Annotated in this window: 24 protein-coding genes; 11 read left to right on the top strand and 13 right to left on the bottom strand. The window is 73.0% G+C overall.

Going from position 1 to position 21,741, the window contains the following annotated elements:
• Nucleotides 1–338: 338 nt before the first annotated feature.
• A complete protein-coding gene (locus K8Z49_RS13720; RefSeq protein WP_021593594.1) occupies nt 339–635 on the top strand; it encodes a DUF4193 domain-containing protein in 297 nt (98 codons plus the stop codon).
• Between the two features lie 17 nt (nt 636–652).
• Entirely contained in the window at nt 653–1,471 is an 819-nt protein-coding gene (locus K8Z49_RS13715) for a hypothetical protein (protein ID WP_235206393.1), read from the top strand.
• A gap of 25 nt (nt 1,472–1,496) precedes the next feature.
• Here the strand turns inward: K8Z49_RS13715 and K8Z49_RS13710 are convergent, their stop codons facing one another.
• Complete coding sequence (locus tag K8Z49_RS13710) at nt 1,497–1,784, bottom strand: DUF4235 domain-containing protein (protein ID WP_021593592.1); 288 nt, start codon at nt 1,782–1,784, stop codon at nt 1,497–1,499.
• A gap of 128 nt (nt 1,785–1,912) precedes the next feature.
• Between K8Z49_RS13710 and valS the strand changes: the two genes are divergently transcribed.
• Entirely contained in the window at nt 1,913–4,438 is a 2,526-nt protein-coding gene (valS, locus tag K8Z49_RS13705; RefSeq protein WP_412519060.1) for a valine--tRNA ligase, read from the top strand.
• A 30-nt stretch (nt 4,439–4,468) separates the two neighbouring features.
• Here the strand turns inward: valS and K8Z49_RS13700 are convergent, their stop codons facing one another.
• The 9 genes from K8Z49_RS13700 to K8Z49_RS13660 all read right to left on the bottom strand — a co-directional run bounded on the left by K8Z49_RS13700 (nt 4,469) and on the right by K8Z49_RS13660 (nt 9,901).
• Nucleotides 4,469–5,752 (bottom strand): cytochrome P450, encoded by a 1,284-nt coding sequence (locus tag K8Z49_RS13700; RefSeq protein WP_412519058.1) that lies wholly within the window; start codon nt 5,750–5,752, stop codon nt 4,469–4,471.
• Between the two features lie 76 nt (nt 5,753–5,828).
• Nucleotides 5,829–6,518 (bottom strand): YidC/Oxa1 family membrane protein insertase, encoded by a 690-nt coding sequence (locus tag K8Z49_RS13695; RefSeq protein ID WP_412519056.1) that lies wholly within the window; start codon nt 6,516–6,518, stop codon nt 5,829–5,831.
• A gap of 46 nt (nt 6,519–6,564) precedes the next feature.
• Nucleotides 6,565–6,867, bottom strand: coding sequence for a DUF6412 domain-containing protein (locus K8Z49_RS13690; protein WP_075020218.1), 303 nt, complete (start codon nt 6,865–6,867; stop codon nt 6,565–6,567).
• A gap of 65 nt (nt 6,868–6,932) precedes the next feature.
• Nucleotides 6,933–7,490, bottom strand: coding sequence for a hypothetical protein (locus K8Z49_RS13685; RefSeq protein WP_021593586.1), 558 nt, complete (start codon nt 7,488–7,490; stop codon nt 6,933–6,935).
• 18 nt (nt 7,491–7,508) lie between these two features.
• Nucleotides 7,509–7,676, bottom strand: a complete 168-nt coding sequence (locus tag K8Z49_RS13680; RefSeq protein WP_021593585.1) for a hypothetical protein — start codon at nt 7,674–7,676, stop codon at nt 7,509–7,511.
• A complete protein-coding gene (locus K8Z49_RS13675) occupies nt 7,664–8,218 on the bottom strand; it encodes a hypothetical protein (RefSeq protein WP_021593584.1) in 555 nt (184 codons plus the stop codon). Before K8Z49_RS13675 ends, K8Z49_RS13680 begins: the two co-directional genes overlap by 13 nt.
• Complete coding sequence (locus K8Z49_RS13670) at nt 8,215–8,679, bottom strand: hypothetical protein (RefSeq protein ID WP_021593583.1); 465 nt, start codon at nt 8,677–8,679, stop codon at nt 8,215–8,217. The genes K8Z49_RS13675 and K8Z49_RS13670 overlap by 4 nt, the downstream gene beginning before the upstream one ends.
• Nucleotides 8,676–9,206: a MauE/DoxX family redox-associated membrane protein gene (locus tag K8Z49_RS13665; protein ID WP_075020220.1), complete on the bottom strand. Its 531-nt coding sequence runs from the start codon at nt 9,204–9,206 to the stop codon at nt 8,676–8,678. Before K8Z49_RS13665 ends, K8Z49_RS13670 begins: the two co-directional genes overlap by 4 nt.
• Nucleotides 9,203–9,901 (bottom strand): hypothetical protein, encoded by a 699-nt coding sequence (locus tag K8Z49_RS13660; RefSeq protein WP_412519053.1) that lies wholly within the window; start codon nt 9,899–9,901, stop codon nt 9,203–9,205. Before K8Z49_RS13660 ends, K8Z49_RS13665 begins: the two co-directional genes overlap by 4 nt.
• Nucleotides 9,902–10,136: 235 nt before the next feature.
• Here K8Z49_RS13660 and dut point away from each other — a divergent pair, with 235 nt between their 5' ends.
• Both dut and K8Z49_RS13650 read left to right on the top strand, forming a co-directional pair.
• Nucleotides 10,137–10,628, top strand: a complete 492-nt coding sequence (dut, locus tag K8Z49_RS13655; RefSeq protein WP_021593580.1) for a dUTP diphosphatase — start codon at nt 10,137–10,139, stop codon at nt 10,626–10,628.
• Nucleotides 10,629–10,631: 3 nt separating this feature from the next.
• Nucleotides 10,632–11,444, top strand: coding sequence for a DUF3710 domain-containing protein (locus tag K8Z49_RS13650; protein WP_024935042.1), 813 nt, complete (start codon nt 10,632–10,634; stop codon nt 11,442–11,444).
• Between the two features lie 253 nt (nt 11,445–11,697).
• On the opposite strand, the gene K8Z49_RS13645 is transcribed toward K8Z49_RS13650, so the two are convergent.
• Both K8Z49_RS13645 and K8Z49_RS13640 read right to left on the bottom strand, forming a co-directional pair.
• Nucleotides 11,698–12,399, bottom strand: a complete 702-nt coding sequence (locus tag K8Z49_RS13645; protein WP_021593578.1) for a PIG-L deacetylase family protein — start codon at nt 12,397–12,399, stop codon at nt 11,698–11,700.
• Between the two features lie 35 nt (nt 12,400–12,434).
• On the bottom strand, nt 12,435–13,715 hold the full coding sequence (locus tag K8Z49_RS13640) for an ArsB/NhaD family transporter (RefSeq protein ID WP_021593577.1): 1,281 nt from the start codon (nt 13,713–13,715) through the stop codon (nt 12,435–12,437).
• Nucleotides 13,716–13,948: 233 nt separating this feature from the next.
• Between K8Z49_RS13640 and K8Z49_RS13635 the strand changes: the two genes are divergently transcribed.
• The 4 genes from K8Z49_RS13635 (at nt 13,949) to murJ (ending at nt 18,877) form a co-directional block, all read left to right on the top strand.
• Nucleotides 13,949–14,749, top strand: coding sequence for an ABC transporter ATP-binding protein (locus K8Z49_RS13635; RefSeq protein WP_412519050.1), 801 nt, complete (start codon nt 13,949–13,951; stop codon nt 14,747–14,749).
• Nucleotide 14,750: 1 nt separating this feature from the next.
• A complete protein-coding gene (locus K8Z49_RS13630; RefSeq protein ID WP_021593575.1) occupies nt 14,751–16,109 on the top strand; it encodes an FtsX-like permease family protein in 1,359 nt (452 codons plus the stop codon).
• A gap of 66 nt (nt 16,110–16,175) precedes the next feature.
• Nucleotides 16,176–17,000, top strand: a complete 825-nt coding sequence (locus K8Z49_RS13625) for a hypothetical protein (protein ID WP_412519048.1) — start codon at nt 16,176–16,178, stop codon at nt 16,998–17,000.
• 80 nt (nt 17,001–17,080) lie between these two features.
• Nucleotides 17,081–18,877: a murein biosynthesis integral membrane protein MurJ gene (gene murJ, locus K8Z49_RS13620; protein ID WP_256255230.1), complete on the top strand. Its 1,797-nt coding sequence runs from the start codon at nt 17,081–17,083 to the stop codon at nt 18,875–18,877.
• A 99-nt stretch (nt 18,878–18,976) separates the two neighbouring features.
• Here murJ and K8Z49_RS13615 read toward each other — a convergent pair whose 3' ends face one another.
• Nucleotides 18,977–20,467, bottom strand: coding sequence for an MFS transporter (locus K8Z49_RS13615; RefSeq protein WP_021593572.1), 1,491 nt, complete (start codon nt 20,465–20,467; stop codon nt 18,977–18,979).
• A 139-nt stretch (nt 20,468–20,606) separates the two neighbouring features.
• Between K8Z49_RS13615 and K8Z49_RS13610 the strand changes: the two genes are divergently transcribed.
• Nucleotides 20,607–21,026 (top strand): OB-fold nucleic acid binding domain-containing protein, encoded by a 420-nt coding sequence (locus tag K8Z49_RS13610; RefSeq protein ID WP_021593571.1) that lies wholly within the window; start codon nt 20,607–20,609, stop codon nt 21,024–21,026.
• Between the two features lie 31 nt (nt 21,027–21,057).
• A complete protein-coding gene (locus K8Z49_RS13605; protein WP_075020221.1) occupies nt 21,058–21,735 on the top strand; it encodes a DUF3159 domain-containing protein in 678 nt (225 codons plus the stop codon).
• The last annotated feature ends 6 nt before the right edge of the window (nt 21,736–21,741 follow it).

Genomic DNA, 21,741 nt, shown 5'->3' with positions numbered 1-21,741 from the left:
GAAGTTCCGCCAGCCGGATCGGGCCATCTCGCTGTGCCGGGCCGGTCGGCGCGCGCAACGCCCCCCGGACCGATATGATCCCCGCCGCCGCGGGAACCCCGGCAGGTGTCCCGGCCCTCCGGACCGGGCCGTGGCATTCGCCGGGTATGTGACGGAAGACACAGTACGAGGAAAGATCCGGGTGATGGGTGTCACTCGTGGGAACGGTCGCGCCTCGTGTGTCGCAGGTCACCAACCGTGACAGAATTTCCGGCCCGGATCGGGCACAAGAACGGTCCCCCGAGCGTTAGATCCGCGCGACGGGGCGCATAAAGACCTGAGGGGGATGGAGATAGAAGATGGCGACCGACTACGACAGCCCACGCAAGACAGATGACGACCTGAGCGAGGACAGCCTCCAGGAGCTCCAGGCCCGGCGGGCCGACAAGGCCGCCAGCATCATCGACGAGGACCTGGACGCCGGTGAGGTCGCCGAGCTCCCGGGCGCCGACCTGTCGAACGAGGAGCTCACCTTCCGGGTGGTCCCGCGGCAGGCCGACGAGTTCACCTGCACCCGCTGCTTCCTCGTGCACCACCGCAGTCAGCTGGCCACGGAGAAGAACGGCCGGCCGATCTGCCGCGAGTGCGCCGCCTGACCGGGAGTGGCCGCGGGGTGGCGGGAGAGATAGAACGACGCCGTGACGAGGTGGAGCCGGCGCCCGGCGACGGCTCCACGGAACTGGGTGAGCTGATCGGACGGCTCACCGCCGACGAGGACATGGACCGCGAGACCCGCGGCCGCCTGCTCGGACGACTGGCCAGGCTGCTCGGCCAGAGCGCCCGCAAGGTGGGCGCCGCGGGGATCGGGCGCGGCCGCTGGCTCGCCGACCTGCTCGTCGAGGTCGCGCCGCACATCACGATCCGCGACCTGGAGACGCTGCAGGCGCACCACCACGGGCTGATGGGCGAGGAGCTCGCCGACCGGATCGTCAAGGTGGCGGGCAACACCACGACCACGATCGGCGCCGCCGGGGGCGCGCTGGCCGCCGTGGAGTTCGCCGCCCCGCCGCTGCTGCTGACGGCGCCCGCCCAGCTCGCCGCCGAGACGCTCGTCGTCGCGGCGGTCGAGGTCAAGATGATCGCCGAGCTGCACGAGGTGTACGGGGTCCGCGTGCAGGGCACCGGCACCGCCCGCGGCGCCGCCTTCGTCACGTCCTGGGCGCGGCAGCGCGGCATCAACCCGCTGGAGACCGGCTCCCTCACCAGCGCGCTCGGAACGGCCGCCAAGTCGGCCCTGCGCAAGCGCATGCTCCGCACCTTCGGCCGCAGCCTCGGCACGATGGGCCCCTTCCTCACCGGCGCCGCCGCGGGAGCCGCGCTCAACCGCTCGGCGACCCGGGCCCTCGCGACGAAGCTCCGCAACGACCTGCGCGAGACCGCCGGCATCCCGCCGAGGCTTCCCGGCGACGACACCCGCGGCCTCACGCCCTAGCCGGCCCGCGTCGCCGCGGGCAGGGTCAGACCTCGGCCTTGAGATGCGACGGGAGCTCCCCGGTGCCCTTGGCCCACTGGCGGGCGGCGGCACGGGTGGCGAGCAGGCGGGCGATCTCCATGCCCACCCCCATCACCACGGCCCACCCGAGCGCCTCGGTCAGCGCGACGTCGGGGGATTCGGGATTGGTCGGCGGCTCCTTGCCGGTGCTCTTCTTCCAGGCCAGCGTGATCACTTTCTTCGCGACGAAGCCGCCCGCGAATGCGGCCGCGCCGGCCATCACCCGCCAGCCGATGTCGCCCTTGTCCGCCATATTCGTCCTCCACTCGTCTGTCGTCTCCGACGCTACCGGAACGGTCCGCCCCCGGCGGTGGAGGTGATCGCCGCGTCCGCGCGGGTAATCAGCGTGCGACCCGGGCCGTTGTCAATACCATTGAGCGCATGACAGAGCAGCCGCGTACTCCGCACGTTCCTCCGAAGCCCTCCCTGGACGGCCTGGAGGACAAGTGGGTACGCGTCTGGCAGGAGGAGGGCGTCTACCGCTTCGACCGCACCCGGCCGCGTGCCGAGGTCTACTCGATCGACACCCCGCCGCCCACCGTGAGCGGTTCCCTCCACGTCGGCCACGTCTTCTCCTACACCCACACCGATACCGTCGCGCGGTTCCACCGCATGCGCGGTCGGGCGGTCTTCTACCCGATGGGATGGGACGATAACGGGCTTCCCACCGAACGCCGCGTGCAGAACCATTTTGGTGTCAGGTGCGATCCATCGCTTCCCTACGACCCCGACTTCGAGCCGCCCGCCAAGCCGGATCCGAAACGGCAGCGGCCGATCTCCCGGCGCAACTTCATCGAGCTGTGCGAACGGCTGACCGAGGTCGACGAGAAGGCGTTCGAGGAGATGTGGCGCCGCGTCGGCCTCTCGGTCGACTGGAACCACCTCTACACCACCATCGGCGACACCGCCCGGACGGCGTCCCAGCGCGCGTTCCTGCGCAACCTCGCCCGGGGCGAGGCGTACGTCTCCGAGGCGCCGACGCTGTGGGACGTCACGTTCCGCACCGCCGTCGCGCAGGCCGAGCTGGAGGACCGCGAGCAGCCCGGCGCGTTCTACCGCATCCGGTTCCACGGCGAGCGGCGCCCGGTCTACATCGAGACCACGCGGCCGGAACTGCTCCCCGCGTGCGTCGCCCTGGTCGCGCATCCCGACGACGAGCGGTACCAGGAGCTGTTCGGGACGACCGTCCGCACGCCGCTGTTCGGCGTCGACGTCCCGGTCGTCGCGCACCGGCTCGCCGAGCCCGACAAGGGCTCCGGCATCGCGATGATCTGCACGTTCGGCGACGTCACCGACGTCACCTGGTGGCGCGAGCTGAACCTGCCCACCCGCGCGGTCGTCGACTGGGACGGGCGCCTCGCCGCCGACCCGCCGGAGGGCGTCCCCGCCCGGCCGTACGACGAGCTGGCGGGCAGGACGGTGTTCTCCGCCAAGGAGCGCGTCGTCGAGCTGCTGCGCGAGTCCGGCGACCTCGACGGCGAACCCCGAAAGATCAGCCGGCCGGTGAAGTTCTACGAGAAGGGGAACAAGCCGCTGGAGATCGTCACGACCCGGCAGTGGTACATCCGCAACGGGGGCCGCGACGAGGGCGTCCGCGCGGAGCTGCTCGCGCGCGGGCGGGAGCTGGAGTGGCACCCCGGCTACATGCGGGCCCGCTACGAGAACTGGGTCGAGGGCCTGAACGGCGACTGGCTCATCTCGCGGCAGCGCTTCTTCGGCGTGCCGATCCCCGTCTGGTATCGGCTGGACGACTCCGGCGACCCGGTCTACGGCGAGCCGATCGTCCCGTCCGAGGACGCGCTGCCGGTCGACCCGTCGTCGGACGTCCCGCCGGGCTTCACCGAGGACCGGCGCGGCACGCCGGGCGGCTTCATCGGCGACCCCGACGTGATGGACACCTGGGCGACGTCGTCGCTGACCCCGCAGATCGCGGGCGGCTGGGAGCGCGACGCCGACCTGTTCGGCCGGGTCTTCCCCTACGACCTGCGGCCGCAGGCGCACGACATCATCCGGACGTGGCTGTTCTCCACGGTCGTCCGCTCGCATCTGGAGCACGGCTCGCTGCCGTGGGGGGCCGCCGCGCTGTCGGGATGGATCCTCGACCCGGACCGCAAGAAGATGTCGAAGTCGAAGGGGAACGTCGTCACGCCGATCGACCTGCTGATCCAGTACGGCTCCGACGCCGTCCGCTACTGGGCCGCCGGCGGGCGCCCCGGCACCGACACGGCGTTCGACACGGGCCAGATCAAGGTCGGCCGCCGGCTGGCCATCAAGATCCTCAACGCGTCGAAGTTCGTGCTCGGGCTCGGCGAGGTCACCGCGGACGCCCCGGTGACCGAGCCGCTGGACCGGGCGATGCTGGCGGCGCTGTCCGGTGTCGTCCAGGACGCGACGGACGCGTTCGAGGGCTACGACTACGCGCGTGCGCTGGAGCGGACGGAGCGGTTCTTCTGGGAGTTCTGCGACGACTACCTGGAACTGGTCAAGGCGCGCGCCTACGGGGACGGCCCCGAGGCGCGGTCGGCGCGGGCCGCGCTGCGCACGGCGCTCGCGGTGCTGCTGCGCCTGTTCGCGCCCGTCCTGCCGTTCGTGACCGAGGAGGTCTGGTCGTGGTGGCGGCGCGGGTCGGTGCACACGGCGTCCTGGCCCACGGTCGCCGAACTGCCCCGCGGCGGCGACCCGGCGGTGCTCGCCGCGACGGGGGAGGCGCTCCGGCAGGTCCGCAAGGCCAAGTCGGAGGCGAAGGCGTCGATGCGCGCCGACGTGTCCCGCGCGGTCGTCCGCGGCGCCGAGGTCATGCGGATCGCGCGGCCGGATCTGGCCGCGGCCGGGCGGATCGCCGACCTGACGCTGGAGGACGCGCCCGCCGCCCTGACCGTCGACGTCGTCCTCGCCCCCGCGACGTAGGGCACCGGGCCCGCCGAGTCGTGGGGCCGTTCAGAACGTGCAGGGCAGGTGCTTGATGCCGTTGATGAAGTTGGAGTAGAGCATCTGCGGCTCACCGGCGGCCCGGATCTCCGGGACGCGGGTGAACAGCTCCCGGAACATCACCGTGATCTCCTGCCGGGCCAGGTTGGCGCCGAGGCAGAAGTGCGGGCCCGGCCCGCCGAACCCCACGTGCGGGTTGGGGGAGCGGGTGATGTCGAAGACGTCCGGGTTCTCGAAGACCTCGGCGTCGCGGTTGGCGGAGTTGTAGAACAGCAGGACCTTGTCGCCCGCCCTGTACTGGTGACCGTTCATCTCGTGGTCGCGGGTGACCGTCCGGCGGAACTGGATGACCGGCGTCGCCATCCGGACGATCTCCTCCACCGCGCCCGGGATGTGCGCCTCGAAGTCCTCCGTCAGCAGCGCCCGTTGCTCGGGGTTGTCGGTGAGCAACTTCAGCCCGTGCGTCATGGCGTTGCGGGTCGTCTCGTTCCCGGCGACGACGAGCAGGATGAAGAACGAACCGATCTCCTGGTCGGTCAGCGACTCCCCGTCCACGTTGGCGGACACAAGCCGCGACACCAGGTCGTCGCCGGGGTACCGGCGGCGCCGGCTGGCCAGCTTCATCGCCAGGTGGTTCAGCTCGTATCCGGCCGTCATCGCCTTGAGCAGCCCGTACAGGACGCCGATCCGGGTGATGCCGTCGCGGTTGAAGTCCTTGCCGCCGGTGTACTCGGGGTCGCCCAGGCCGAGGATGATGTTCGTCCGGTCGTACACCATCGGCCGGACCCGCTCGGGGATGCCCATCATGTCGCAGATGACCTGCACGGGGAGCCGGGCCGCGACGTCGGTCACGAAGTCGGCGGAGCCCTTGCGCCGCAGGTCGTCGACGATCCGCGTCGCCGTCGTCTGCAGGTCGGCGTCCAGCTTGGCGAGGACGCGGGGGGTGAACGCCCGCGACACGATCCGGCGGATCTTGGCGTGCCGCGGGTCGTCCATGTTGATCATCGAGCCGAAGTAGCGGGCCATGTACCGGGGCAGGTCGGCGATGCTGTTGGAGCACGGCTCGCTGCTGAAGACCTCCGGCGTCCGGCTGGCCTCCACCACGTCCGCGTGCCGGGCGAGCGCGTAGTAGCCCGGTCCGGTCTTGATGAACGGCAGCTTGAGCTCGGGGAAGAACGCCGGGGACTCGCGCTCCCGCAGCCGCGCGAAGGCCTCCAGCCGCCGGGCCGGCGGCAGGGACCAGAAGGCGAGGTCCGACAGGTCGTCCTCGGTCGCCCTTAGCGTCGCGGTCACCGCACACCGTCCTCAGAAGTCAGAACGCCATTCGGTTTCCATCGAACCGACCCCGCCGGACATCCGTCAAGACCGATCAGCCGGCCGCCACGATCCTGCGGTGCAGAACGGCCCGCTCCACCGCCGTCCACGCCCCGGACGTCAGCAGGTACAACCCCGCCGCGAGCGGGACGAACGCCGCGACCGCGATCGTCCCGAACGGCATGAGCCGCGCCGCGACGCCCATCGGCCCCTCGGCGGTGACCCGCCGCGACGTCCAGACGGCGACGCAGGCGAGCAGCGCGAACAGTCCCAGGAAGACCAGCGACGGCGGCGAGAGCAGCCCGCCGCCGAGGACGCCGATCCAGTTCTGGCCCAGCGGCGCCGCGAGCAGCGTGTGCGTGAGCAGCAGGTTCTGGTGCCCGGCGACCGTCGCGGACACGAACAGCCGGTACGTCACCATGAAGAACGGCACCTGCGCGAACATCGGCAGGCATCCGCTGAGCGGCGTCGCGCCCTCCTTCTCGTAGAGCGCGGCCATCTCCCGCTGGAGCCGCTGCGGATTCTTCGCGTGCCTCTTCTGCAACGCCTGGACCTGGGGGAGCAGCCGGGCCCGCGTCCGCTCGCCCTTCGCCGCCGAGATCGCGAGCGGGACGAGCAGCAGCCGTACCGCCGCGGTGAACAGGACGATCGCCAGCGCGGTGGCCAGCCCGCCGGCGACCGGGTCCAGGGCGTCCGCCAGCCCGCCCACCAGGGCAGCGGCGATCGAGACAGGAATGTCGAACATGAGAGAGCCTTCCGGAACGTGGGGATCGATGGCGTATCGGCCGCGCTCAGGCGGCCGCGATCCCCGTTCCGGGTGCCCTCGGACGGGGCCGTCCCGCCGCGTCCGGGTCGCGCTGCGGCAGGAACGCCGTGCGCAGTGTCCGCTCGCGCAGGGCCGTCCGCACCCGCGCCAGTGAGGCCCGCCGTCCCCGGCACGCCGCGCGGACGCGCACGGCCGCCAGCACCAGCAGCCCCGCCACGGTCAACGAGCCCATGACCACCAGCACGGACTGCCCAGGAGCGGCGGAGCCGAGCCATTCGGCCACGGCGAACCACCGCACGATCGCGGCGACCACCAGCGACCAGGACACGGGCCCACCTCCACGGCGACTCTGCCATACCCGACGCCCGACGCCCATGTCCGGTTCCAGCCTCGTCACCCCGTGAGCAGAAGCGTGAGTGCGATCAGCGACACGACCGCCGTCGTGGTCTTCATCCGGGGGAGCCGGGCCGCCACCGTGGCGTCCCGGTGGTCGTCCCGGGCCAGGTAGGTGAGGAGGGCGCTCAGGGCCCGGCCCAGGCCGAAGGCGGTGCCGGTCAGGACGGTGACCGGCAGGCTCTCGTGGACGAGGAGCAGCGCCAGGGCCAGGACGTAGGGCGCGGTGGCGGAGACGTAGGTGCGCACGCCGGTGCCCAGCTCGAAGCCGAACTGGAGGGTGCCGCGGCGCAGGTGGGTCTGCAGGACCTCCTGCGGGATCTGCCGCGCGTTCTGGGGGAGCGGTATGCGGATCAGGCCGAGCTCGCGGGCGACGCCCACCGCGGCCACGGCCAGGATCGCGGCCGTCCGGGCGGACGGCGGCAGCGGCGCGGAGAGGCCCGACAGCAGCCAGATCACCGTCGCGCTCAGCGTGCCCCCGAGCAGGAGCCCGAGGGTGAAGACGGCCAGGATCCCGCCCTGCCGTATCGGGGCCCGCCAACCTGGCGAGAACAGCACGGATTCGCTGTTGCGCGTTCAAACGCTGCCGGACAGGGAGAACCCGGCGAGCGCGCCGACCGAGGCCCAGCACAGGACGGTGGCGTCCAGGGCGGCGGCGGAGACCGCGAGAAGCGCGAGGGCCGCGACGGGGATCAGGGGATCGGTCGCACCCCGCCGCAGCCGTCCCGCGGTCAGTTCTTGCACGCGGTCGCTTTGCGGCAGATGGTCTTGTACCAGTTGCCCTTCTTGGACTTCTTCCAGCCGTCGTGGCAGCGCCAGGTGACGCCCTTCTTGCACTTGCCGCAGCTCTTGGAGTAGGCCCAGAGCCATCCGTCGTAGCCGCCGCTGTAGCACTGGCTGGGCCGCAGCTTGTACCAGCCCGGGTGCGACACCCCGGACTTGTGGAAGCCCTTGTACTTGCCGCTCGTCCGGCAGCACCAGCTGCACGCGTAGCTCGGCCCGCAGCCGGGGGAGCAGTTGTGGTTGGCGGCGTACGACGGGCAGCGCGGATAGATGTCGTAGTAGCCGACCAGCTGGAACCCGGACGAGAGGGCCTCACGGGCGGGCGGGAAGACGCCGAGGGCCTTCAGCCCGGCGGTCGCGCCGGCGGCGGCGAGGCCGGTGAGGACGCTGCGCCGCACCGGCCGGAACCTCGGCTCGTCCGCGGGGACGGGACGGCGCCGGACGCGCTGTGCCCCCTCGGGGCGCGGGCCGCGCAGCGGGGGGATGTCCTCCAGTTCGATCATCGTGCCCCCTCCAGGGCGAGGTCGCGGAGGGCCTCGGCGGAGCCCACCGGCTCGGCGGACCGCACCCGCCCGTCGGCGCCGACGAGCACGGCGAACGGCGTGGCGGGGACGGCGTAGTCGGCGAACAGGCCGTCCTGCTCGCCGGTCAGCACGGTCACGCCGGGCCGGGACGCGCCGTCCGGCGGCGGGCCGGCGAAGATGGCGTGCAGCGGGCGGTCCAGGGCGCCGGCGGCGGCCAGCACGTCGGTGCAGACGCCGCAGTCGCGGTCCAGGAACAGCAGCAGGCCCGGCCCGAGCCGCTCGAAGGCCGGTGCCCGCGTCCCGGGCGCGGGGCCGAGCCCCGGCCGCGGGGACGCGCCCTGGCCGAGCGCGTGCACCTGCCGGACCAGACCGGCGACGACCAGGGCGAGCAGCAGGATCGCCACCCATGACAGCAGCAGCGCGCTGGTCTGGAAGGTCATCCGGCCGTCCTCCTCTCCTCGATCATTGCGTGCGGGAGCGTCCAGAGGATCACCGCGAACCCGAGGCCCGCCGTGCCGGCGACGAACAGCTCGGAGGCGGTGGAACCGGCGGGGAGGCCGTGCAGGGCGCCGGCCGCCGCCAGCGCGGAGAGCGCGGCGGCCCGTCCGGCGACCCAGCCGGTCATCGGTGTGCGGGCGCCCGCGCAGCCGCACGGGACGCCGTGCCGCGTGCGGGAGACATGGGCCGCGTAGATCGCGTACAAGGCGAGCAGGGCGGCCGCGGCCGCGCACGTCACGCGCATGGGCCCGTCCCGCCAGAGCAGCAGCGCCGCCGCGCCGGCGAGGCCCGTGGCCGCCTCCACGGCGATCACGGCCGCCGCGACGGCGCCGGCGAGGGCGGGCGGGAACACGCCGTGCGCGCGCAGCGCCGACGGCAGTGCCGCCGTGCTCCGGAGCTGCCCGGCGAGCGAGGCCAGCAGGACGAGCGGCACCGTGACGGCCGCGATGCCGGCGAGCAGCGCGGTCACCGGATCGCCTCGACCGCCAGCCCCGCGAGCCGGCGCGGCGTCTCCCGCACCTGGTCCTCCTCGGGCAGCACGGTCACCAGCAGCGACCGGAGCGCGAGCAGGAAGTACGGCCCCTGGCCCTCCACCGTGTCCTGGAAGAGCTCGCCGCCCGCCACCGAGGCGCCGCGCCACGGCGGCAGCCTCCTGCGGGTCTGCGTGGTGAGCGGGGTGATCTCCAGGAGGCCGAGCCCGGGGACCTCCTTGACCATCTCGGCGGGGTCGGGGCGGCGCGCCCGCCCGCGCGGGACGGCGGTCACGCCGTCGGCGTGCTCGGTGAGCCGCAGCGTGCCGAAGAAGGCCACCGCGTCCGCGGGGCGCCCGTGGTAGAGGTGCGTGAACACCGCGTGCCGGCGGCCCTCCCACACGGCCGCGAGGACCGGGTCGCGCAGCCCGGTGTCGGGGTCGCGGGTCGTCGTCCGGCCGACCCGCAGCCGCCCGCCCTGGAGGTGGAACTCCTCCTCGAAGCGGTCGAGCCCGATGTCCTCCGCCCAGCCGAGCGCGTCCTCGCGGGTGCCGGAGGAGATCTCGTGGAGCCGGCCGCCGTCGGCGATCCGCGCCACCGACGTGCACGGATGCCGGAAGTCGTGCTTGCCGGAGAGCCGGACGCGCACACCGTCCAGCGACCGATGGGTGACCTCGCGTCCAGGTTTGCCCATGTCGTCCCCTTCCTGTGGGACGCATGTCCCACAGAAGCACCGCGGGTAACAGAAGTGACGCTACGCGTGATCTGGAGCTTCGGGGCCAAACCTTCCGGAAGTGGTCACGTCCGGGACCGGGTAGGGTCAACTGCCGGACTCTCGCGCGGCGGCGGCGTTTCAGCGGCGGCCGGGCTCGGTGCCCTGGGTAGGGTCGTGGGGTTTTCCGGCAGGTTGAGCGCGTGAGGTGGAACCCGTGAGCAAGGTCGATGTGCTGATCCAACGGCTCGATCCGCGGTTGCCGCTGCCGCAGTACGCCCATCCCGGCGACGCGGGCGCCGATCTGGTCACCGCCGTGGACGTCGAGCTGCCGCCGGGGGAGCGCGCGGTCGTGCCCACCGGGATGGCGATCGCCCTGCCGGACGGCTACGCCGCTTTCATTCACCCGAGGTCCGGATTGGGCGCTAGGTTGGGAGTGACCATAGTCAACGCACCCGGAACGGTCGACGCCGGCTATCGGGGTGAGATCAAGGTGACCCTGCTGAACACCGACCCCCGCGCCACGGTGACGCTGCGGCGCGGAGACCGCATCGCGCAGATGGTCGTGCAGCGGGTCGAGCGGGCGGTGTTCCACGAGGTCGCCGACCTTCCCGGATCGGCGCGCGGAGCGGACGGCCTCGGGTCGACCGGCGGATTCGGCCCGGCGCCCGGGTCCGGGAACAATGAGCACAGTCGAGAAGGAGCGTGAGTCGTGGCTTTTGGACGTCGCCGGCAGGCCGAGGAGCCCGAGAAGGGTGCCGAGGTGGCCGAGGAGCCGGCGGAGACCGCCGAGGAGGCTCCCGCCGAGGCGGAGTCGGCCACGGGCGGGCCGTGGGACTCGGGGGACTCCTTCCCCGAGTTGCAGCGGCTCGATTTCGGGGCGCTCAAGGTGCCGGTCGCCCCGGGACTGGGTTTCCAGGTGAACTTCGAGGCCACCCAGGTGGACGAGGAGGGCAACCCGCTGGACGGGCGGCCCGTCGCCGTGCTGGTGCAGTACGAGGAGAGCGCCATGCAGCTCCAGGTGTTCGCCGCGCCGAAGCGCAGCGGCATCTGGGAGGACGTGCGCCGTGAGACCGCCAAGGACATCCAGGAGGAGGCCCAGGGCCAGATCCAGGAGGGCGAGGGCCCGTTCGGCCCCGAACTGCTGGCGATGGTGCCCGCCGCGCTGACCGAGGAGGTCCTCGCGGAGATGCCGCAGGAGGTCCGCGAGCAGATCCCGGCCGAGTTCATCGAGCAGGGCTGGGCGCCGCAGATCATCCGTTTCCTCGGGGTGGACGGCCCCCGCTGGTTCCTCCAGGCCACGGTGCACGGCGCCGCGATCGAGGACGAGGAGCAGTGGCAGGTCCTCGAGGACGTGCTGAGCGGCATCGTCGTGCACCGCGGCGACGCCCCGATGCCTCCCCGCGACCTGCTGGAGCTGCAGATCCCCAAGGAGTTCAGCGAGGGCGCCGAGGAGCAGGAGGGCGAGGCCGAGGAGACCTTCAACCCCTTCGAGCGCGGTCCCGAGATCACCGAGGTCCGCTGAGGCCGAGCCTCGCCGGCCGCCCGCCGGGGCCTCCGGGGTCCCGCGCCGGACGAGCCTGCGCCGGATCACCGCCCGCCGGGGCGCACGCCTTTTCGGACGTGCGCCCCGGCGGGTTCCTGCCGTCTGCGCCCGGCGGATTCCTTGCCTTGGACGGCCCGCGGGTGGTCAATCAGGGCATGTCGAAGAAGACGCGCAAACGCCGTGCCCGCAAGAGAAGCAAGCACAACAAGGGCAAGCGGCCCAACGCCCGCCGCTAGGACCCGATCATCTCGAACGTCATCGCGTGCTCGACGCCGGCGGCGCGCCCGCCCTCCTCGGCCATGCCGGTGAGGAACGCGGCCGCGTCGAACCCGGCGCCGAGGTTCGAGAAGTACACCCTGTGCGCGAGCAGGGAGTCGATGCCCGCCTGCAGGTGGCCGCCGACGTCGACGTAGTGGGTGGCCGACGGCGACCCGCCGAAGAGCGCGAACCGGACGCCCTGCCACGGTTCGAGGTCGAGGTCGCGGAACACCCACCGGTTCGCCGCGTCCCTGATCGCGTCCGCGACGGCGAGGCCGAGCGCCCGGTGGTCGGCCATGTTGAAGCCGCCGCCGGGGAAGGTCTCCCGGAAGTTGACCGACAGGACGACCTCGGGCCGGTGCCACCGGATCGCGGCGGCGATGGAGCGCCGCAGCGGCAGCCCGTACTCCAGCATGCCGTCCGGCAGGTCGAGGAACTCGACGGTCTCGACCCCGACGATCCGCGCCGCCTCGATCTGCTCCGCGCTGCGGATCCGGCGGACCTCGTCGGGGTCCATCGAGTCGATCCCGGCCTCGCCGCGGGTGGCGAGCACCTCGGTCACGGTCTTGCCCTGGCCCGTCCACCTGGCGACCGCCGCCGACGTCCCGTACTCCAGGTCGTCGGGGTGCGCCACGACCGCGAGGGCCCGGTCCCAGTCCTCAGGTACTTCGTCCATCCCCTCATCCTGACCGATCCCGTCCGGGATATGGCTCACAGGTAGCGCAGCCAGAGGTAGGGGGTCGACAGGGCGACCATGGCGAGGGTGACGACGAGCCCGTAGCGGGTGAAGCGCCAGAAGCTGATCGGGGTGCCGTTGCGGGCGGCGATGCCGAGCACGACGACGTTGGCGCTCGCGCCGATCGCGGTGGCGTTGCCGCCGAGGTCGGCGCCGAGGGCGAGCGCCCACCACAGGACGTGCCCCTCCGTGCCCGGGTACTGCCCGGCCAGGTCGGCGACGATCGGGCTCATCGTGGCGACATAGGGGATGTTGTCCACGATCGCCGACAGGCCGGCGGACGCCCACAGCAGCAGCATCGCGGCGACCCCGAGCCGTCCGCCGGTGGCGTCGGCGGCGGCCTCGGAGATCTGGCCGATGACGCCCGTCCGGACGAGCCCGCCGACCATCACGAACAGGCCGGCGAAGAACACCAGCGTGGGCCACTCGACCTCGGCGAGCGCCTCCTCGGTGGTGACCCGGGTCGCGGCGACGAGCAGCCCGGCGCCGAGCAGCGCGACCACGGACGGCTCGTAGTGCAGGACGGGATGCAGCACGAACGCCGCCACGACGACGCCGAGGACGGCGAGTCCCTGCGCGAGCAGCCGCCGGTCGGTGATGGCCTCCCGCTCCTCCAGCTCCATGATCTCGGCGGCGAGGCCGGGGTCGTAGCGGAACGCCGAGCGGAACAGCCACCGGCACAGCCCGCAGAAGACGATGACCAGCAGCACGACGAGGGGCGCGAGGTGGACGAGGAAGTCGTTGAACGACAGTCCGCCGCGACTGGCGATGATGATGTTGGGCGGGTCGCCGACGAGCGTCGCGGTGCCGCCGATGTTGGACGCCATGACCTCGGCGATCAGGTACGGCTCGGGCGCCAGGCGGAGCCGCTCGCAGACGAGGAAGGTCACGGGCGCGATCAGCAGGACGGTGGTGACGTTGTCCAGCAGCGCGGACGCCCCGGCCGTCAGGGCGACCAGCATCACCATCAGCCGGTAGGGGCGTCCCCGCGCGCGCTTGGCGGCCCAGATCGCCACGTACTCGAACAGGCCGGTGCGCCGCAGCACCGAGACGATCACCATCATGCCGAGGAGCAGGAAGACGACGTTCCAGTCGATCCCGGACTCGGGGGAGAAGAACGCGTCCTCGGCGTCGGTCACGTGCAGCAGGAGCATCAGGCCGGCGCCGCCGAGCGCCACCGCCGTCCGGTGCACCTTCTCCGAGGCGATCATCACGTACGCGCAGACGAAGATGATGATCGCGGCGGTGGCCTGCACGGAGCCTCCCGGTCGGCGTGCTGGTGGCGGGAGGTGCCGGCCGGGCCGGGCCTCCCGCCGCACCGGGGGCGACTCTACTGGGCACCCCCGCGCCGGCACGACGGCGGGGCCCGGCGATGGTGGGGTTTTGCCTACCCCGATCGGCGTGCTGGACCCATCCTCGGCGGCCTTCGCCGTCCGTAGCTTCGTTCCCGAGGCGCCCCGCGAGGGGGCGCCGGGCGGGAGGTAAGACGATGTTCGGACGCAGCAGGGAGCCGCGGCGGGCGCCCGGGGGGCCCGGCGAGGCGCTCCGGCTGGAGAACGTGCGCCGGGTGTACGGCACGGAGGGCAACCAGGTGGCCGCGCTGGACGGCGTGTCGCTGTCGTTGCCGGCCGGGTCGTTCACCGCGGTGATGGGCCCGTCGGGGTCGGGCAAGAGCACGCTGCTGCAGTGCGCGGCGGGCCTGGACCGTCCGACCGAGGGCCGGGTCTTCGTGGACGGCGCCGAGCTGACCGGCGACGGGGAGGCGGCGCTGACGAGGTTCCGGCGGCAGCGGATCGGCTTCGTCTTCCAGCAGTTCAACCTGCTGCCGACGCTGACCGTCATGGAGAACACGGTGCTTCCGCTGAAGCTGGCGGGCCGCCGGCCCGATCGGGCGCGGGCGCGGGAGATCCTGGAGCGGGTGGGGCTCGGGCAGCGGCTCGGCCACCTGCCGGTGCAGCTGTCCGGCGGCCAGCAGCAGCGGGTGGCGATCGCGCGGGCGCTGGTCACCGAGCCGCGCGTGGTGTTCGCGGACGAGCCGACCGGCGCGCTCGACACGCGCAGCGCCCGTGACGTGCTGAGCCTGCTGAGGGAGTCGGTGCGGACGTTCGGGCAGACGGTGGTGATGGTCACCCATGACCCGGTCGCCGCGTCCTATGCGAACGCCGTCCTGTACCTGGCGGACGGACGGATCGTCGGCCACCAGACCGCGCCCACGGCCGAGGCCGTGGCGGAGCGGATGACGCACCTGGCCGACGAGGTCGAGCGGCAGCGCACGATGGCGGGAGCGTGACATGTTCGGTCTGGCGATCCGTTCACTGCGCCGGCGCGCGAGCGCGTTCACGGCGAGCTTCCTCGCGATGTTCCTCGGTTCGGCGATCATCATGGCGTTCGCCTCGATGCTCGACACGGCGCGGGCGAGCGGCGTGACCGGGCCGCCCCGGGACACGCTCGTCATCATGGCGAACGTCGTCGGCGGCTGGGGCCTGCTGCTGGTGGTCTTCGCCGTCACCTCGACGCTGACCCTGTCGGTCCGGCAGCGGGCCGCGGAGATGGCGCTGCTGAAGAGCGTCGGCGCGACCCCGGGCCAGGTCGGCCGCATGATCGTCGGTGAGGCGGCGGGCCTCGCGGTGGTGGCGGCGCTGCTCGGCATCGTCCCGGCGATGCTGATCGGGCGCGGCCTGGTCTGGATGCTGCACGACACCGGCCAGGTGCCCGCGGGCGTCGCCCACTCCTTCGGTCCGATCGCGCTGTCGATGGGCATCGGGATCACGCTGGTGTCCGCGGCCGGCGCCGCGCTGATCACCGCGCGCCGCGCCGTCCGGGTCCGGGCGGCCGAGTCGATGGCGGACGCGGCCGTCGACACCGGCCGGCTGAGCAGGAAGCGCATCGTGTTCGCGGTGCTGTTCCTGCTGGTCGCCGTGAGCGAGGCGGTCGTCACGGTGACGCTGATGGACGGCAAGGGCACCGACGCGATGGCGACGTCCGGACAGGCCGACATCTTCGCCTCGATCGCGCTGGCGCTGCTGGCTCCGGCGATCATGCGCGGGGTCACGGCGCTGCTGGCGCGCCCGGTCCGGCTGCTCGGCGGGGCGGCCGGCGACCTGGCGATCACCACCATGCGGCGCCGCCTCGGGGCGCTGGCGTCGGCGGTCACGCCGGTCATCCTGTTCGTCGGCATCGCGGTCGGCACGCTGTTCCTGCAGGCCGCCGAGAACGCGGCCATGGACGCGGCCGGGCTGGCCAAGGACGCCGAGCAGAAGAGCATCGAGATGCTCAACCTCGTCGTCATCGGCATGGTGGTGCTGTTCGCCGCGATCATGCTCGTCAACACGCTCATCGCGGCGACGGCGCACCGCGGCCGCGAGTTCGGCCAGACCCGGCTCGCCGGCGCGACCCCGCGCCAGGTGCTCGGCGCGGTCGCGGTGGAATCGGCGGTGCTGACCGTCACCGGCGTGGTCTGCGGGACGGTCGCCGCGGTCTTCACGGTCGTGCCGTTCGGCCTCGCCCGGCGGGACACGCTGGCCCCGGACGGGAGCGTGTGGACCTACCTCGGGGTCGTCGCGCTCGCCGCGGTGCTGACCGGCGCGACCGCCTACGGCGCGGCCCGCCGCACGATCCGCGTGCCGGCCGTGGAGGCGGCGCTGCGCTGACCGGTTGTGCTCCGCGTGAGTGCTCATCCATACTGGGTGAGCACTCACTCATTTCGGGAGGCGGACATGGCCGGATCGGTCGAGGTCGCGGGCGGCGGGTTCCCCGTCATGGACGCGATCCGGGGGCTGCGCTCCTTCTGGTCGAACGGGCGCCGCGTCGAGCGCGCCGCCTACACGATCGGGGCCCTGCTGCTCCTCTCGGGCCTGCTGCACCTGGTGGTGTTCGCCATTGACGGCGGGCCGTGGACGGGACCGGTGTCCTGGCGCAAACCCGTCACCTTCGGGCTGTCGTTCGGCCTGACGCTCGTCACGATCGCCTGGGTGGCCTCGTTCGTGCGGCTCGGCGGCCGCGCCCGGAACGTGATCATCGGTGTGTTCGCGGCCGACTGCGTCGCCGAGGTCTCCCTCATCACCCTCCAGGCGTGGCGGAAGGTGCCGTCCCACTTCAACGAGGAGACCGCCTTCGACACGGCCGTCACCCGGATGCTGGCCGCGGGCGGCGGCATCCTCGTCGTCACGGTGGTCGCGCTCGCGGTGGCCGCGTTCCGCCGGAATCCCGACGTCGCGCCCAGCATGCGCCTCGCCGTGCGCTCCGGGTTCGTCGCGCTGATGCTCGCGCTGGCCTCGGGCGCCGTGATGATCGCCCGGGGCGTGACGACGGTGCGGACCGGCGACCAGCAGGCCGCCTACCACATCGTCGCCGCCCTGAAGCCGGCGCACGCCGTGACGATGCACGCGATCCTCGTCCTGCCGCTGCTGGCCTGGGCGCTCACCTTCACCGGCCGCCCGGAGACCCGTCGCGTGCGGGACGTCGCGCTCGCCTCCGCGGCCTACTGGGTGCTGGCGGCGGCCGTCGTCATCGTCTCCGCCGTCCGGTTCGCGACCGCCTGACGCGACCGCCCGAACGTCCGTCCGGACGAAGACGGGCGGCGCGTCCGCGGGCATACTGGCCCGTCCGGGGGTGGTGCGGAATGAGCGAGCGCGACGGGCGCCGGATCCTCATGCCGGGGGTCCTGGACGAGGCGGAGCGCGCGGAGCCGCCCGGCGAGCCCGAACCGGGCCTCGTCCCCGTCCGCGACCCCGGCGACGTCGCCGACCCGGGGACCGCCGACCGCCCCGGCTCGGAGGGCGACGAGATCGGCGGCGCCGCGCAGGCCGCGCCGCCCGGCGTCGCGCACTCCAGCGCCGTCATGGCGATCGGCACCGTGTTCTCCCGGCTGACCGGCTTCCTGCGCACCGTCGTGATCGGCGCCGCGCTCGGCACCGCCCTGCTCGGCGACGCCTACCAGGCCGCCGAGATGATCCCCTACACCGTGTACGAGCTGCTGCTCGGCGGGATGCTGGCGAGCGTCTTCGTCCCCTTCCTGGTCAAGCGCCGGATCCGGGACGCCGACGGGGGAGCGGCCACCGAGAACCGGCTGCTCACCGCCGTCATCGTGGCCCTCGCCGTGCTCACCGCGGCCGCCGTGCTCGCCGCCGGATGGCTCGTGTCGCTGTACGCGGGCGGGTACACCGGACGGCAGCGCGAGGTCACCGTCCTGCTCACCCGCCTGCTGCTCGCGCAGATCTTCTTCATCGGCGTCAGCGGCCTCGCGAGCACGCTGCTGAACGTCCGGCACCGGTTCGGGGCGCCGATGTGGGCGCCCGTCGTCAACAACCTGGTCACGATGGGGGCGGGCCTGCTGTTCCTGTGGGTCGCGGGACGCGGGCGGACCACCGCGAACGTGACCGACGCCCAGCTGACCCTCCTCGGCCTCGGCTCCGCCCTCGGCACGGTCGCGCAGAGCGCGGTGCTCGCGTGGACGCTGCGGTCCGCGGGGTTCCGCTGGCGCCCGCGCCTCGACCTGCGCGGCTCGGGATTCGGCGAGGCCGCCCGCACGGCGACGTGGATGCTGCTCTACATCGTCGTCGCGCAGGCCGGGGTGCTGGTGACCGCGAACGTGGCGACCCGGGCCGGCGACCGCGCCGCCGGCCCGGGCAGCGGCCTGGCCACGTACAAGTTCGCCCTCGTCGTCTTCCAGCTCCCGTACGCGATCATCGCGGTCTCGGTCATCACCGCCCTGCTGCCGCGGATGAGCGCGCACGTCGCCGACGGCCGCCGCGACCTCGTCCGCGCCGACCTCTCCCGCGGCCTCCGGCTGGCCTGCGCGCTGCTCGTCCCGCTCTGGCTCGGGATGCTGGTGTTCGCGATCCCCGGCTCGGTCACGTTCTTCGCCTACGGGAGCCTCACGCCGGACGGGGCGCGCCGGATCGGCCTCGTCCTCATGGTGTTCGCCGTGATGGTGCTGCCGTTCACCGTCCACCAGCTGCTCATGCGCGTCTTCTACGCCCTCGGCGACACCCGCACGCCCGGCCTCATCGCCGTCCCCGCCGGGATCGCGCAGGCGGCCGCCGCGTTCGCGCTGCTGTGGTCCGTCCCGGCGCGGCAGGTGGTGGTCGGGCTGCCGGTCGCGTACGGGCTGTTCTACGCGCTCGGCGCGGCGGGCGCGGCGCTCGTCCTGCGCAGGCGGCTCGGCGGGCTGGACGGGCGCCGCATCCTCCGGGCGCTGGTCCGGCTGCACCTGGCCGCCCTGCCCGCCGTCGCGTTCGCCGCGCTGATCGTGTGGGCCTTCGGCCACCTGTCCGGCGACCGCGTCCCCGCCCTGCTCGCCGTCCTCGTCGGAGGCGCGGGCGGCGGCGCGATCTACTACGCCACCGCCAGCCTGATGAGGATTCCGGAGATCGGCTACTTCACCGCGATGGCCGCCGCCCGCCTGCGCAGATCATGAGCGGTTCGTTGTGGAGACGGGACCGGCGGGGGGAACTCATCGTTCCCCCGAAACGCCGGACTCGCCGTCCGGGCGGACGGCGAGCCGGGCGGAGGGTGCTCAGTGGGCGCGGGCCCGGCTGGGGAGGAGGAAGGCGACCAGGAACGCGGCGGCGGTGAGGCCGGCGGTAAGGACGGTCACCTGCTTCGCGGCGTCCAGCGCGGCCGCCGCGGCGAAGTGCCCGGCCACCGGGGCGCCGATCGCCCCGAAGAACACCGTGCCGAGCGCCGCGATGCCGAGGGACGCGCCGAGCTGCTGCACCGACTCCAGCGCGGCCGAGCCGGACCCGACCTCGTGGTCGGCGATGCCCGCCACGATGATGTCGAACAGCGGGACGAAGATCATGCCCATCCCGGCGCCGAACAGCAGCAGCGGCGCCGCCAGGTGCCAGCCGCCGAGCCCCGTCCCGGCCGCCTCGAACACCGCGTACAGCGCGGCCAGGCCGGCGGTCATCAGCGCCAGGCCGAGGTGCAGGATCCGGCGGCCCAGGCTGGTCATCGTCATGCCGCTGAACGCCGACCCGGCGAACGCGCCGATCGCCCAGGACGACATCGCCAGGCTCGCGGCGAGCGGGGTGTAGCCGAGGCCGAGCTGCAGGAACAGGCCGGTGGCGAGGGAGAAGCCGGTGATCGTGCCGAAGAAGACGATGACGAACAGGACGCCCGAGGTGTACGACCGGTTCGCGAACACGCTCAGCCGGACCAGCGGTGTCCGGCCGCGACGGGTGCGGCGGAGCTGGTGCGCGGCGAACAGGGCCAGGGCGGGGACCGAGCCGGCGAGCAGCGCGAGCGACCAGGCGGGCCAGCCGAGCTCGCGTCCCTGGACGAGCGGGTAGACCAGCATGCTCATGCCGAGGCCGCCCAGCAGCATGCCGGTGACGTCCAGGCCGCCGGAGCGGTCCGCGGTCACCGGCGCGGGCAGCACCCGGGCGCCCATGACCAGCGCGTACGCGCCCACCGGGATGTTCACCAGGAAGATCGCGCGCCAGCCGGTGCCGAACAGGTCGGCGTCGATGAGCAGCCCGGCGACCACCGGTCCGAGGATCGTGGCGAGCCCGATCACCGGCCCGAACAGCGCGAACGCCTTGCCGGTGTCCGCGCCGAACAGGTCGCGGATCAGGCCGAAGCCCTGCGGGATCATCACCGCGGCGAACAGGCCCTGCGCGACGCGGGCGGCGATCAGGCTCTCCGGCGACCAGGCGAGCGCGCAGGCCGTCGAGGTGACGAGGAACCCGGCGGCGCCGGCGAGCAGGACCGGCCGCCGCCCGAACATGTCGCCGAGCCGTCCGCCGGTGAGCAGCGCCACGGCGAGGGCCAGGGTGTAGCCGGCGGCCATCCACTGGAGCGCGGAGTAGGACCCGCCGAGGTCGGCGCGGATCGCGGGCGCGGCCACGTTCACGACGGTGGAGTCGAGGAGGTTCAGCAGGGTGGCGGCCAGGATCGCCGAGAGGCCGAGCCAGCGGCGCGGGTGCGGCGCGACGGCGCCGTCCCGGCTCGTTTCCGTGGTGCGTGTCCCCGCGGCGGGGGCCGCGGTGTCGAGCGTGGCGGTCACGGCTTGTCCTTCCTCTTGGAGCGGAATGCTCTGTTCCAAGAGTATCAGAACGGAATGCTTCATTCCACTGTGAGCCGGGTCGAGTTTCCGGTGAGGGTGAAGGATCCGGTTCGTCCGGGGATGCCATACGCTTCGAGGTATGGACGAGGTTTCGGCCGGCACGCCGCAGGCGGCGGAGCCCGCCGGGCGCGAGCGAGGGAAGGGCGGCCTCCGGCGCTTCCTGCGGCGCATGGCGGCCGGCAAGGCCGAGCTCGAGGCCGAGGAGCTGCAGAAGAGCGCCGATGACGAGGGCGCGACGCCGATCAGCGACTGCGCCGCGCGCAAGCGGCACTGCGTGGCCGGTACGCTACGTACCGTGACCCTCCGGCCGCGGGGCGGAGCCCCCGCCCTGGAGGCCGAGCTCTACGACGGCACCGACGTGGTCAACCTGGTCTGGCTCGGCCGGCGCAAGATCGCCGGCATCGACCCGGGCCGCCGGCTGCGCGCCGAGGGGCTGGTCAGCGAGCAGGACGGGCGCAAGGTCATGTTCAATCCGCGCTACGAGCTGCGCGGCGGCTGATGAGGCCGCGGCGGGCAGCCGGGAGACCCACGTGAGCGAAGTGAAGACGGGCGCCGAGCGGGAGACCGCCGCCCACGACACCGTGGAGGCCGCCGTCCGCGCCCAGCTGAGCAAGGCGCTCGGCGGCGTCCGCGGCATGGTCGAGGCGGCCGTGCCGACGATCGCCTTCACCGGCACCTACGTGGCGGTCGAGGACATCAAGCTCGCCGTCACCGCCGGCGTCGGCGCCGCGGTGCTGCTGCTCGCCGTCCGGCTCGCGCAGCGCTCCAGCCCCCAGTTCGTCCTGAACAGCCTCATCGGGATCGCGATCGCCGCGTTCTTCGCGCTGCGCTCCGGCAAGGCCGAGGACGCGTTCCTGCCCGGCATCATGCTCAACGCCGGCTACGCCGCCGCGATGATCTTCTCGATCGCGGTGCGCTGGCCGATCGTCGGCTTCATCATCGGGTCGGTCACCGGCGACCCGACCGCCTGGCGGTCCGACCCCGGCATCGTGAAGCTGTGCTCCCGGCTCACCTGGCTGCTCGTCCTGCCCTGCGCCGCCCGGGTCGCCGTCCAGTACCCGATCTACCTCGCGGACGGCGACCAGAGCGGCCTGCTCGGCACGGCCAAGATCGTGATGGGCTGGCCGCTGCAGGTGGCGGCGCTGGCCGCCATGGTGGGGCTGCTCGCCCGCGGCCGCACCCCGATCGACCGCGAGGAAACCGCCTGACCCTCG

It is taken from the genome of Actinomadura madurae (assembly GCF_047130825.1).
Lineage (GTDB): Bacteria > Actinomycetota > Actinomycetes > Streptosporangiales > Streptosporangiaceae > Spirillospora > Spirillospora madurae.
Note: the sequence above shows the minus strand (reverse complement) of the source record. Positions and strands in the feature narration are given on the sequence as shown.